This is a genomic window from Streptomyces sp. NPDC032940 (assembly GCF_040636935.1).
Classification (GTDB): domain Bacteria; phylum Actinomycetota; class Actinomycetes; order Streptomycetales; family Streptomycetaceae; genus Streptomyces.
Genome location: NZ_JBEZVJ010000021.1, coordinates 84,434 through 97,091 on the forward strand (window position 1 = coordinate 84,434; position 12,658 = coordinate 97,091).

General features: G+C 73.3%; 11 protein-coding genes and 1 pseudogene. 4 read left to right on the forward strand and 8 right to left on the reverse strand.

The features are described 5' to 3' along the window. Positions 1 to 29 precede the first annotated feature (29 nt). Positions 30 to 851: a YceI family protein gene (locus AB0E77_RS23715; protein ID WP_361573717.1), complete on the forward strand. Its 822-nt coding sequence runs from the start codon at positions 30 to 32 to the stop codon at positions 849 to 851. Between the two features lie 63 nt (positions 852 to 914). Here AB0E77_RS23715 and AB0E77_RS23720 read toward each other — a convergent pair whose 3' ends face one another. Continuing rightward, on the reverse strand, positions 915 to 1,640 hold the full coding sequence (locus tag AB0E77_RS23720; protein ID WP_361573719.1) for an ANTAR domain-containing protein: 726 nt from the start codon (positions 1,638 to 1,640) through the stop codon (positions 915 to 917). A gap of 217 nt (positions 1,641 to 1,857) precedes the next feature. Here AB0E77_RS23720 and AB0E77_RS23725 point away from each other — a divergent pair, with 217 nt between their 5' ends. After that, entirely contained in the window at positions 1,858 to 2,229 is a 372-nt protein-coding gene (locus tag AB0E77_RS23725) for an STAS domain-containing protein (protein ID WP_361573720.1), read from the forward strand. 10 nt (positions 2,230 to 2,239) lie between these two features. Further along, positions 2,240 to 2,710: a PPOX class F420-dependent oxidoreductase gene (locus tag AB0E77_RS23730; protein WP_361573722.1), complete on the forward strand. Its 471-nt coding sequence runs from the start codon at positions 2,240 to 2,242 to the stop codon at positions 2,708 to 2,710. On the opposite strand, the pseudogene AB0E77_RS23735 reads toward AB0E77_RS23730, so the two are convergent. From AB0E77_RS23735 to AB0E77_RS23765, 7 genes and pseudogenes are all read right to left on the reverse strand, one after another. Then, positions 2,634 to 2,876 (reverse strand): annotated as a pseudogene (locus AB0E77_RS23735) (hypothetical protein); the annotation flags it as partial. The gene AB0E77_RS23730 and the pseudogene AB0E77_RS23735 overlap by 77 nt on opposite strands. A 145-nt stretch (positions 2,877 to 3,021) precedes the next feature. Beyond that, the gene (locus AB0E77_RS23740; protein WP_361573724.1) at positions 3,022 to 5,217 is read right to left on the reverse strand and encodes a glycosyltransferase family 39 protein; all 2,196 of its coding nucleotides are present in this window, start codon (positions 5,215 to 5,217) and stop codon (positions 3,022 to 3,024) included. Then, positions 5,214 to 6,632: a bifunctional glycosyltransferase family 2/GtrA family protein gene (locus AB0E77_RS23745; RefSeq protein ID WP_361573726.1), complete on the reverse strand. Its 1,419-nt coding sequence runs from the start codon at positions 6,630 to 6,632 to the stop codon at positions 5,214 to 5,216. Before AB0E77_RS23745 ends, AB0E77_RS23740 begins: the two co-directional genes overlap by 4 nt. Before the next feature lie 14 nt (positions 6,633 to 6,646). Further along, positions 6,647 to 8,194, reverse strand: a complete 1,548-nt coding sequence (locus AB0E77_RS23750; protein ID WP_361573728.1) for a HAMP domain-containing sensor histidine kinase — start codon at positions 8,192 to 8,194, stop codon at positions 6,647 to 6,649. Then, positions 8,191 to 8,931 carry a response regulator transcription factor gene (locus tag AB0E77_RS23755; RefSeq protein ID WP_361573729.1) on the reverse strand — a complete coding sequence of 247 codons (741 nt, stop codon included), beginning with the start codon at positions 8,929 to 8,931 and terminating at the stop codon, positions 8,191 to 8,193. The genes AB0E77_RS23750 and AB0E77_RS23755 overlap by 4 nt, the downstream gene beginning before the upstream one ends. A gap of 205 nt (positions 8,932 to 9,136) precedes the next feature. Next, positions 9,137 to 10,054 (reverse strand): amidohydrolase family protein, encoded by a 918-nt coding sequence (locus AB0E77_RS23760; RefSeq protein ID WP_361573731.1) that lies wholly within the window; start codon positions 10,052 to 10,054, stop codon positions 9,137 to 9,139. A 93-nt stretch (positions 10,055 to 10,147) separates the two neighbouring features. Continuing rightward, positions 10,148 to 11,038 (reverse strand): DUF2797 domain-containing protein, encoded by an 891-nt coding sequence (locus AB0E77_RS23765; RefSeq protein ID WP_361573733.1) that lies wholly within the window; start codon positions 11,036 to 11,038, stop codon positions 10,148 to 10,150. 256 nt (positions 11,039 to 11,294) lie between these two features. On the opposite strand from AB0E77_RS23765, the gene AB0E77_RS23770 reads away from it, so the two are divergent. Beyond that, positions 11,295 to 12,620, forward strand: coding sequence for an LPXTG cell wall anchor domain-containing protein (locus AB0E77_RS23770; RefSeq protein ID WP_361573734.1), 1,326 nt, complete (start codon positions 11,295 to 11,297; stop codon positions 12,618 to 12,620). The last annotated feature ends 38 nt before the right edge of the window (positions 12,621 to 12,658 follow it).

Consider the following 12,658-nt stretch of genomic DNA (forward strand, 5'->3'; position numbering starts at 1 on the left):
TTTCTGAGCCTTTGCAGGGAGAAAACGGGATGGGACTGACCGCGAGGATCCGTACGCGGGACGGATGGGCCGTGTCGCACGCGGTCGTCACGGTGACCGACATGACCGGTACGCAGGTGCTGCGCGCCGAGGCGGACGCGGAGGGCGCCGTCCGGGACACCACACATCTGGCGCCTGGGGCGTACACCGTCATCGTCACGGCCGTCGGCTACGCGCCCGCCGCCTCCAGCGCCATCGTCACCGCGAGCGGCCGGGCCGAGGCAGGCACCGTGACGCTGGCCCGCCAGGGCGGCACCGAGCTGCCGCCGCCCGGGCCGTGGACCATCGACCCGGCCCACTCCAGCGTCGCCGCGGTCGCCCAGCACCTGGGCATCTCCAGCGTGCACGGCCGTTTCACCGACTTCGCCGGCACGGTCGAGATCGCCCCGGACGACGTCACCAAGTCCCGCGTGGAGGCGGTCATCCAGGCGGCCTCCATCGACACCGGCAACGGCATGCGCGACACCCACCTGCGCTCCGCGGACTTCCTGGACGTCGAGCGCCACCCGGAGATCACCTTCCGGTCCACCGGCGTCACGCAGGCCGGCACCGACCGCTGGACCGTCCACGGCGAGCTGGGCCTGCACGGCGTCGTCCGCCCGGTCGACCTGGACCTGTCCTACCTCGGCACCGGCGCCGACCCGTGGGGCGGCACCCGGGCGGCGTTCCGGGCCACCACCGAACTGCGGCGCGAGGACTTCGCCATGAACTACAACCAGGTCCTCCAGGCGGGCATCGCCGCCATCGGCACCACGCTCAGGGTCGAGCTGGACATCCAGGCCGTGCAGGGGGAGTCGCTGCCGGCCGCGTGAGGCACCGCGCGCCGTTCGCGCCGGCGGCCCGCACCTTCCGGGTGCGGGCCGCTTCGCGTTCCCTCACCCGGAGGCGCCGTTCGCGTCGACGATGCGACGGGCCAGGTCGCGCAGTTTGACGTTCTCCCGCTGCGAGGCCTTGACCAGGGAGTCGAAGGCACCGGCCGCGTCGATGGACATGCGCTCCATGAGGATGCCGGTGGCCTGGCCGATCAGATCCCGGGTGCGCATCGCCTCGGTGAGCTGCTCGCGCACGGTCGCCGAGTCCAGGGCGAGACTGACGTGCGCGGTGAACAGACGGCCCACGCGGGTGGCGGCCTCGTCGAAGGCGCGCGGCTTGCGGGCGTACGCCGTCAGCACCGTCAGGCGGCGCCGGTCGGCGCGCAGCCGCAGGGACAGCGCCGAGCGGAGGCCCAGGTCGGCCAGGGCGTTGCCGCCGCCGTCGGCCTCGGTGTCCGCTATCCGCACCACGGGCGTGGTCCACAACCGCTCCCACTCCGGATGCGGCCCGCGGCCCCCGGTCCCGAACTCGGCGGCGCGCACGATGTCGTCGGTCCAGGCGAGCGTGCGGCGCTCGCTGCCGCGTTCGATCTCCGAGATGCCGGCGTGCTCGGCGCCGGGCATCAGATGCACGGCCAACTCGACCGCGGTGCGCAGGGTGTTGTCCGCGGTGCCCGTCTCGTGCAGCTGCCGGGCCGCCGCCGTCAGGGCCTCGGCCAGCTCGAAAGCCACCGGGAAACGCAGCAAATCAGTAAATTCGGACGCAGCCACCACGAACCTCTTCGGCATGCACGGCCCTTTGGCCGTGCGCAGGAGAGCTCCGCAGCACATTCCCGACTGCGAGCACAGGACGAACAGCACTTTAGCTGTTCGGTTGCGCACCGGTGACGCCCGGCCGACGGAGCGGACGGGCACCTTTCGGGACCCGCTCCCGCGTGGTGGAATGAGGGCCGGGTCAGGAAGCGGCCTTGCCGGAAGCCGGACGGACGTCTGCCAGGTGAGTGACGTGACCTTCCTTCCCCAGCCCTGCCAGCCGTGCGACCCGCCCGGCTGCGCGGTGCTCACCCTGCCCCCGGAGATCGACCACGGCAACGCCGAGGGGCTGCTGCCGATGGTCATGGCCGCGGTGGACCGGCACGCCGACGGTCTGCGCCTGCTCGTCCTGGACCTGACCTCGACCCGCTTCATGGACTCCCAGGGCGTCCGCCTGCTCGACGAGGTACGCCGCCGGCTGCGCGGCCGGGCGGGTCTGCGGGTGGTGGTGACCCCGGGGAGCGCGCCGAGCCGGGTCGTGGAAGTGACCGGCCTGCGCCGCGACGTACCGGTCCACGACGACCTCGCCGAGGCGCTGCGGGCCGACGGCGCGGCTTCGGCCTAGGGTGGGCGGCATGGCACCGAACATCGCGACCAACACCCGCGTGTCCCTCGACGAGTTGCTGGACTTCGTACGCCCCCGGCACCGGGCCGTCCTGCTCACCCGGCGGGCCGACGGCAGCCCGCAGGGGTCGCCGCTGACCTGCGGGGTCGACGACTCGGGCCGGATCGTGGTCTCCACCTACCCGGAGCGGGCCAAGACGCGCAACGCCCGGAGGGACGAGCGGGTCAGCGTGATCGTGCTCAGCGACGAGTGGAACGGCCCCTGGGTTCAGGTCGACGGCACGGCGGAGGTCATCGACGCGCCCGACTCCGTGGAGCCGCTCGTCGAGTACTACCGCAACATCGCCGGTGAGCACCCCGACTGGGACGAGTACCGGCGGGCCATGGTCGAGCAGGGCAAGTCGATCATCCGGGTGACGCCGGAGAAGTGGGGGCCGGTGGCGACGGGCGGCTTCCCGGCGCGGCTGGCGAAGGACGACTGAGCGGCCGGCGTGACAGGGCCCACGAGCGCTCCACCATCGCCTCGATGCCCGCGATGATGAGCTCCAGGGCGAAGTCGAAGTCCCGGTCCAGCATCTCCGCCACGGTGTCGACGCCGCGGGCCGCCATGATGTCCCGCGACTCCTCGACGACGCCCGCGGTGTCCGGCGACGCGCTGCGGGTGGGCCCGGACCTCGGGCTCGACCGGCGCCTGCTGCTGCGGGGACGTCGTCATGCCTTGCGGCGCACAGGGGCTCCTTCACGGCGTACAACACCGTGGAGGAGCCCCCTGCCGCTGTTCAGGCTCTGCCGCTCAGCTGCCGCTGACCGGCTGTGTGAGGTCGTAGAACGTGGCCGACCCCGCCGTGACCTCCTTGAAGTTGGCCTCGACCCAGGAGGTGATCTGCGACGAGCTGCCGGAGTCGCCGCCCATGCCGCCACCCATGCCGCCGCCGGAGACGAAGTAGTGGATCCGGCCGTCCTCCACGTACTTCTTGAACTGGGCCAGCGTGGGTGAGGGGTCGGTGCCGTTGAAGCCGCCGATGGCCATCACCGGGTCGCCGGTGCTGAGCTGGTAGCTCGCGGCGTTCTGCGAGCCGATCGCCGCGGCGGCCCAGGTGTACCGGTCCGCGTCGGTCTCCAGCAGCTTCTTCGCCTCGGCGTCGACCTGGGCGCCGTTGAGCAGGCCGCCCATGCCGCCCCCGCCCATGCCGCCGCCCGTGCGGCCGCCCTCGCCGGTGGTGCCGTTCTGGCCGTTCGGTGCCGTCTGGCCGTTCGGTGCCGTCTGTCCGTTCTGGCCGCCGCCGGGGAAGCCGTTGCCCGGCCGGCCGCCCTGGCCCGGCGTGCCGCCAGGGAAACCGCCGTTGCCCTGGCCCTGCTGTCCCTGCCCCGGCGGGCTGCCGCCGCCCGGGAAGCCGCCGCCCCCGGGGCCGCCGCCCCGGCCGCCCATGGTGCTCGCGCCGGACGGACCGGCGGTGACGATGGAGCCGCTGTGCCCCTCCTGGACGGTGCTGAGCGTGTACGCCGCCGGACCGGCCAGCGCCGCCACGAGGCCGAGCCCCGCCACCGCGAACGCGGTCCGCCGCCCCAGCCGGCCGGCGAAGACGAGCCCGAGCGCGGCGACCAGGCCGCCGACGAGGACCAGCCACCTCAGCCACGGCAGGTAGTCCGGCGTGCGGTTCAGCAGGACGTACCCCCAGGCGGCGGTCGCCGTGGCGGCCGCCGCGAGGGTGAGGGACGCCCAGAGCCGGTCGCGGCGCTCCCACAGGGCCGCCGCGCCCATGCCGGCCACGGCAGCGAGGTAGGGGGCGAGGGCCACCGTGTAGTACTGGTGGAAGATGCCCGCCATGTAGCTGAAGACCGCCGTGGTCATCAGCAGCGAGCCGCCCCAGACGAGGAAGGACGACCGGACAGCGTCGGTGCGGCCGCGGCCGCGCGTGGCGATCAGGCCCGCGACGAGCAGGATCAGCGCGGCCGGCAGCAGCCAGGAGATCTGGCCGCCGATCTCCGAGTTGAACATCCGGTCCCAGCCGGTCTCGCCCCACTGCCCGCCGGCCCCGCCGCCGGGACCGCCCCCGCCGCCGACGCTGCCGGTCTCCTCGCCGTTGAGCCGGCCGAGGCCGTTGTAGCCGAAGGTCAGCTCCAGGAAGCTGTTGTTCTGCGAGCCGCCGATGTACGGCCGCGACGACGCCGGCCACAGCTCGACGACCGCCACCCACCAGCCGCCGGAGACGACGATCGCGACGGCCGCCAGCGCCAGCTGGCCCAGCCGCTTCTTCAGCGCGACCGGGGCGCAGACGCCGTAGACCAGGGCGAGCGCGGGCAGGATGAGGAAGGCCTGGAGGGTCTTCGCGAGGAAGGCGAAGCCGATCGCGACGCCCGCCCACAGCAGCCACTTGGTCCGGCCGTCCTCCAGCGCCCGCACGACGAAGTAGCAGGCGACGGACATCAGCAGTGCCAGCAGCGCGTCGGGATTGTTGAAGCGGAACATCAACGCGGCGACCGGCGTCAGCGCCAGCACAGCGCCGGCGATCAGCCCGGCGGCCGGGCTGGAGCGGCGGCGCACGGCCGCGTACACGACGGCGACCGTAGCGACGCCCATCAGCACCTCGGGGACGAGGACCGACCAGGAGCTCAGCCCGAAGATCCGCACCGCCAGCGCCATCGGCCACAGCGCGGCCGGGGGCTTGTCGACGGTGATGGCGTTGCCCGCGTCGAGGGAGCCGAAGAAGAACGCCTTCCAGGACTGGCTGCCCGCCTGCACGGCCGCCGAGTAGAAGGAGTTGGCGTAGCCGGACGCGCTCAGGTCGTAGAGGTAGAGCAGAGCGGTGGCCAGCAGCAGGCCGAGGAGGGCCGGGCGCACCCAGGCCGGATCCTCGGGGCGGCCCCGCCACAGTCTGCGCGGCAGGGCCCGTACGAGCGGCCGGGGCGGCTGCACCGGGGGCGGGGCGCCGCTGTCGGCGGGACGCGCCTCCCCCTCGTACGCCGTCCGGTCGTAGTGCGTCGTCATCGTCCGTCCCTAGGGTCGGTGTCGGCGGGGCGTACCGGCGTCAGTCGCGCGGTGGCGTCACCCCGGGGGTGTTCCGCGGCATCACCGGCGCGGAAGGGGGTCGTCGGGCAGGGCGGTGCGGCGTACGGCGTCGACGCGTACGGCCGCGGGGCCTGCCGCGGGGTCTGAGCGGCGGGCGGGGCGTCCGGGAACACCCAGGCGCGGAAGAGCAGGAAGCGCAGCACGGTGGCGGCGAGGTTGGCGGCGATCAGTACCGCCAGCTCCGTGGAGTGGGCGGGCTCGGCCGTCGCCGCGCTCAGGGCGGCGAGCGAACCGCTGGTGAGGGCCAGGCCGATGCCGAAGACGACCAGCCCCTGTGCCTGATGGCGCACCGCGCCGCCCCGGCCGCGCACCCCGAAGGTCAGTCGCCGGTTGGCCGCGGTGTTGGCGACCGCGGAGACCAGCAGGGCGAGGGCGTTGGCGAGCTGGGAACCGGCGAGGACCCGGAAGCCGCTGTAGAGCAGCAGGTAGAAGAGGGTGGACAGGGCGCCGACGACGCAGAAGCCGACGAGCTGGCGGGCCAGGCCCTGCGGCACGTCCTCGATGTCCCGGTCACGCGGGTCGTCGCCGAACGGCCGGGCCAGCCGGTCCAGCGGGAGCGACCCCGTGGCCAGTGCCTTGCCGACCCGCCACACGCCCCGGAGGTCGTCGGTGGCCGTCCTGACGATGTGCACGGTGGAGTCGGGGTCGTCGATCCAGTCGACCGGCACCTCGTGGATGCGCAGCCCGGCCCGCTCGGCGAGGACCAACAGCTCGGTGTCGAAGAACCAGCCGGTGTCCTCCACCAGCGGCAGCAGCACCTGGGCCACGTCCCGGCGGATCGCCTTGAAGCCGCACTGGGCGTCGGAGAAGCGGGCCTGGAGGGAGCCGCGCAGGATGAGGTTGTAACTGCGGGAGATGAACTCCCGCTTGGCGCCGCGCACCACCCGTGAGCTGCGGGCGAGCCGGGAGCCGATGGCGAGGTCCGAGTGGCCGGAGATCAGCGGGGCCACGAGCGGCAGCAGCGCGTTGAGGTCGGTGGACAGGTCGACGTCCATGTAGGCGAGGACCGGGGCGTCGGACGCCGACCAGACGGTCCTGAGCGCCCGGCCCCGGCCCTTCTGCTCCAGCCGGGAGGACCTGACCTCGGCGAGCTCGGCGGCCAGCCGCGCCGCCACCATCGGGGTGGCGTCCGTGGAGGCGTTGTCCGCGACCGTGATGCGGAAGGCGTACGGGAAGGTGCGTGTGAGGTGTTCGTGCAGTCTCAGGACGCACGGCCTCAGGTCCTTCTCCTCGTTGTAGACGGGAATCACCACGTCCAGGACAGGCGTACCGGCTCCTGCGGCCGGGAGGTGCTCCCGCGCCGGCAGGGAGCCGGGAGAAGAGTCGGTTCGCATGGGACCGACTCTTCTCAACTCCCCTGTCGCGCCCGTGTGGTGAGGCTGTGCCGTACCTGTGAGTGCGGCCGGGCCTCGGGCCGGGGGGCCGGCGCGGGCAGGTGCACGGTGAAGAGCGTCCGCCCAGGCACGCTGTCGACGGTCACCCCGCCGCCGTGCGCGGTCGTCACGGCCTGCACGATGGCGAGCCCGAGGCCCGTCGAGCCGGTGGCCCGGGAGCGCGCCGAGTCGCCGCGCGCGAAGCGTTCGAAGACGTGCGGCAGGAGCGCGGGCGGGATGCCGGGCCCGTTGTCCTCGACGTCCACGCACAGCCAGGGCCCGCTGTGCCGCACCCGCGCGGTGACGGTGGTACCGGGCGGGGTGTGGTTGCGGGCGTTGGCCAGCAGGTTGACCAGCACCTGCTGGAGCCGGGCGGCGTCCGCCGTGACCAGTGCCGGTTCGTCGGGCAGGTCGAGCCGCCACAGGTGGCCGAGGCCGGCCGCGCGGGCATCGCTGACGGTGTCCACGACCAGCGGGACCAGGTCGGTCCGCTCGAACTGCAACGGCCGCCCGGCGTCCAGGCGGGCGAGCAGCAGCAGGTCCTCGACCAGCAGGGTCATGCGCCCGGCCTCGGACTCGATACGGCCCAGCGCGTGCCGCGTGTCGGGGCCGACCTGTTCGCGTCCCCGGCGGGTGAGTTCGGCGTACCCGCGGATGGAGGCGAGCGGCGTGCGCAGCTCGTGGCTGGCGTCCGCGACGAACTGCCGTACCCGTGTCTCGCTCTCCTGCCGTGCGTGCAGGGCCCCGTGGACGTGGTCCAGCATCCGGTTGAGCGCGGCACCGACCCGGCCGACCTCGGTGTGCGGGTCGCACTCGGACTCCGGGACGCGTTCGTCTAGGTTCACCTCGCCCGCGTGCAGCGGGAGTTCGGAGACGCGTCCGGCGGTGGCGGCGACCCGGCGCAGGGGGCGGGTGGCGACGCCGACGATGACGGTGCCGGCGAGGGAGGCGGCGATGAGGCCGGCGGCGGTGACGCTGGCCTCCACGAGGACCAGGGTGTTGATGGTGCCGGTGACGTCCGAGGTGGGCAGGGCGGCGTAGTAGCCGTCGTGGTACTCCACGCGGTAGTCGCCGAGGCCGGGGATCTCGACGGTGTGCGCGTCGCCGTCCCGGGGGACGGAGGCCAGCGCGCCGCGCTGCGTCTCGTCGAGGGAGACGGCCGCCGTGCGGCTGAGGTCGGTGCTCTCCTGGTCCTCCTTGCCGTACTTGGCGTCGGTGACGGCGGTGCCCCGCACCTCGGCGACTATCGTGCCGCGCGGCTGGGGCCCGTGCCGGACGAACTCGTCGAGGTCCATCCGCTGCGGGGCCGCTCCGCCGGCCCCCGGATCACCGGGCGGCCCGAATCCGGACACCCGCATCGCGACCTCGTGCACCTGCCCGTCCAGCTGCTCGTACAGGTGCGAGCGCAGCGCCAGCGTCGTCACCGTGCCGATCACCGCGCACACGACGGCGATCAGCGCCACGGACGCGACGACGAGCCGCGTCCGCAGGGTCCGCGGCCGCGGGCGTCGTCGCCGGCTCATGACACCGCGGGCTTGATCAGGTATCCGGCGCCGCGCCGGGTGTGGATCATCGGCTCGCGTCCGGCGTCGATCTTCCGGCGCAGGTAGGAGATGTACAGCTCGACGACGTTGGCCTGCCCGCCGAAGTCGTAGGACCAGACGCGGTCCAGGATCTGCGCCTTGCTGAGCACGCGCCGCGGGTTGCGCATCAGGAACCGCAGCAGCTCGAACTCGGTGGCCGTGAGGTGGATTCCCTCGCCGCCGCGGGTGACCTCGTGACTGTCCTCGTCGAGGGTGAGGTCGCCGACGACCAGGACGGAGTCGGAGCGCCGGTCGGCGGCGCCGGAGCGGCGGATCAGTCCGCGCAGCCGGGCGACGACCTCCTCGAGGCTGAAGGGCTTGGTGACGTAGTCGTCCCCGCCGGCGGTCAGCCCGGCGATACGGTCCTCGAGCGCGTCCTTCGCGGTGAGGAAGAGCACCGGCACGTCCGGCAGGTCGCGGCGCAGCCGCCCCAGCACGCTCAGCCCGTCCATGTCGGGCAGCATCATGTCCAGGACGACGGCGTCGGGCCGGAACTCGCGCGCGGCCTGCACGGCACCGTGCCCGTCACCCGCGCTGCGGATCTGCCAGCCCTCGTAGCGCAGGGCCATGGACAGCAGTTCGGTGATGGACAGCTCGTCGTCCACCACAAGCACCCGGACGGGGCTCCCGTCCGGCCTCAGCAGTTCGGTGCGCCCCTGGGGCGAGGTCGTGGTCATACCGGACACGATGTCGGGGCGCTCTGAGAAGGCCCTTTCTCCAGGCTGTGATTTCTCTGAGAAACCCACAGGGGCCTCTCAGGAATCCCATGGGCGCGTCAGCCCGCCCCCGTGGGCGCGTCAGCCCGCCCCCGTGGGCGCGTCAGCCCGTCCCCTGGGCGCTTGAGCCGGTCCCGTGGGCGCGTCAGCCCGTCCCGTGGGCGCGTCAGCCCTCGGGCAGCTCGAACAGCCGGGCCCCGTTGTCGTGGCAGACGCCCCGCAGCCACGCGTCGCCCAGCCCCAGCCGCTCCAGCGCGTGCAGCTGCTGCAGGTAGGGATACGGGATGTTGGGGAAGTCCGTCCCGAGCAGGACGCGGTCGCCGAGGCCGGCCAGGCGGGGCAGGGCCCGCCGGGGGAACGGCGCGAGACGCTCGCTGAAGTCGGTGAACGCCATGGTCGTGTCCAGCCGCACCTGCTCGTACCGCTCGGCGAGGTCCAGGAAGTCCTCGTACTCGGGCATCCCCATGTGCGCGACGACCAGCCGCAGCCGGGGGTGCCTCGCCAGTACCCGGGCTATCGGCTCGGGCCCGGTGTGCTTGCCCGGCGCGGGCCCGGAACCGCAGTGGATCACCACCGGGACGCCCGCGTCCGCGAGCAGCCCCCAGGCCCCGTCGAGCAGCTCGTCGGCCGGGTCGTACGCGCCCACCTGCACATGGGCCTTGAAGACCCGCGCCCCCGCTTCGACGGCCCGGCCGACGTACGTCTCGACGCCGGGCTCTGGGAAGAGGGTGGAGGTGTGCAGGCAGTCGGGGGTCCGGCGGGCGAAGTCCACCGCCCAGTCGTTCAGCCACTGCGCCATGCCCGGCTTGTGCGGGTACAGCATGGCCGTGAAGGCCCGTACCCCGAACTCCCTCAGCAGCGCCGTCCGTTCCTCCTCCTCCCGCCGGTAGGCGATCGGCCACTCCATCCCGCCGGTCAGCGGACCGAGCGCGTCGAAGTAGCCCCAGACCTTGCGCAGCACCCGCTCGGGCATGAAGTGGGTGTGCACGTCGACGAGGCCGGGCAGTCCGAGCTCCTCCCAGAAGCCGCGGACGTGCCGGACCTCTTCGGGGCCGGTCCCCGGCACGGTGCGGTGATCACTCATGCGGCCCACGATCTCCCCGGAGGCCGCCCGGGGTCCACCCCTGGCGAAGAGGACACAGACGGAGGAAGACACAGGGCGAGGCCGACGCCGGCTTCAGAAGAGCCCGTCCTGCACGCCGGCGGCCTCCTTGAACCCCCGCACGGGAACGTCGCACCGGTCCCCCTCGGCGGCCACCAGCTCCCATCCCGTCATCAGCCGTGTGTCGAGCACGACGACGCCCCGCTCCGTGGCCAGATGCAGATCGGGACCGGCGACCGCCACCAGCTCGCCCCCGACCGCACCTCCCGCCGTCAGCTCGACCACCTCCCCCACGACGTCCGGCCCCCGGCCCGCTCGCTCCCCCTCCTCGAGCCCGAACGCCCGCACATGGTCCACCCCCCGGAACGGCTCCGGCGTCAGCGACTCCGGCCAGCCCCCGAGCGCCACGGCCCGCCCGTGCAGCCCGGCGATCTCCGCCGCCCGCTCCTCCTCCGTCGCGGGCAGCACGGACCGCACCGCCCGCTTCCGGGCGTAGGGAATCCGGTCGGGCACGCCCAGCGCGGCCCGCAGCAGTTCCTCGGTCCGCCGCGCCGCCATCAACGGTCCGGTCCCCAGCCAGCTGAAGCACACCGCACCCTGTTCCAGCAGCCGGGCCGGGCCTCTCTCGGCCCCGGTGATCCCCACCTTGACGAGTCCCGGGCCGAACCACGCCAGATACACCCGGTACGGCCGCGGGTCGTCGGCGATCGTGTCCGCGGCCACCGAGTGCGCCCGGTCCAGCCGCGCGCACTCCTCGCACCGGGCCCCCGTGCTCCGGCCCGGCACGGCCACCCCGGCCGGACACGCGTGCCCCCGCGCCCCGATACACGTCCGCACACCCCCCGTCGCGACCCCGAAGGACACCCGCTTCCCCCTGGCCAGCTCACTGCGCCGCCCACCGACCCACGTCAGCACGGGACCGCCGGCCGTCCACCGCAGCCCCGCGCACTTCCATGCCTGTGCCATCACCCCGAGCGTACGGGCCACCACCGACAACCCCCGCAAAGTGACATGAGTCACAGAAAAAATCGGCCACCCGGAACAACCGTCCCCGTCCGTCCACTTTATCCCGGCGAATATCCGCACCCAGGAAAGGGGAGCGCGGAAAAAAGGATCCCGAATTTTACTTGCCATATAAACTAAACGGAATTCTGGCCACCCTGCGCCATGAGCCGGTGGCCATTCCCTTTCTCTCCCACCAGGCCAGCAGGAAAGGTTCTACGTGAAGCTTCGCCGTCCCCTCGCCGTGGCCGCCGCCGTCGCGGTGGCCGCGCCCGTCGCGCTCTTCGCCGCCACCCCGGCCGTCGCCGCCGGCACCCCCACGGCACAGACGCAGAACCAGCCGACGTACGCGGAGTTGACCAAGGCGGCCACCGACGCGAAGAAGGCGTACGACGACGCCGTCACCGCCGAGGCGGAGGGCCGGAAGACGGTCGAGGCCGCCCTGAACTCCCTCGCTTCCGACACTCACCCGCTCAAGGCGGCCGTACTCACCGCGAACAAGGCGGCCAAGGACGCGGCGGATGCGAAAACCGCCGCGGAACAGGCCGTCGCGGACGCCGAGGCCGAACTCGAAGCGGCCGGGAACGAGACCGAGAAGGCCGAGGCGCAAAAGGCCCTCGAAAGCGCCGAGGCCGATCTGACGAAGGCCGTCCAGGCCCAGCAGAAGGCCGACGCGGACGCCGAGGCGGCCCAGACCGCGCTGGACGACGCCAGGGTGGCGGCCGTCCGCGAGTACGGCGTCCTGAAGGACACCCTCGGCAAGGCCCTCGAGGCCAAGGACGCCGCCGAGGCGGCCCTCGCCACCGCCAAGGAGTGCGTCCGCGAGAACGGGCTGACCTCGCTCGCGCTGGGGCTGCCCGCCAAGGTCGTCGCCGGGACCACCGTCGACTTCACGCTCCGCGTGACCAACGGCACCGCGCGCACGCTGACCGTGGACCCCCTGGTCTTCATCCACGCGGACGGTGAACAGATCGGCGGCAAGCGCGCCTTGGACGTGTCGTGGTCCAACGGGTCGGGCTGGCAGCCCCTCCCCTCCGACGGGTCCGCGCACACCGCCCCGATCGAGGCCATGAGGCCGGGCGAGCACAGCGACGTGAAGCTGCGGATGAAGGTCGACCCCAAGGCCCCCTCCGCCGACGCCTTCGCCCTGTTCGCGGGCGACGCCTCCGACGCGTACAACCCGTGCGTCCTGGGTCCGATGAAGCGCTACGACTTCGAGCTGCTGCCCGCGGGCAGCGAGCCCGGCCCGGTCGACGAGGCCGAGCCCGGCAAGCCCGGCGAGAACGACGACAAGCGACCGGACACCAAGCCCGCCACGGGCACGGGAGCGGGCACCGGCACGCCAGGGAGCACGGGCACCTCGCCGCAGGGCGGCACGTCCGACCGGGCGGTGACCACCACGACCGGTACCGGCACGGACGGCAGCCTCGCCGCGACCGGCGCCTCCTCCACGACGACGCTCGCCCTCGCGAGCACCCTCACCGCCGCCCTCGGCGCCGGGGCGGTCTTCGCCGCACGCCGCCGCAGGGCCACGGACGGCGTCTGACCCTGAGCCACGAAAGGGCCGAGGTCCCGCGGACGGTT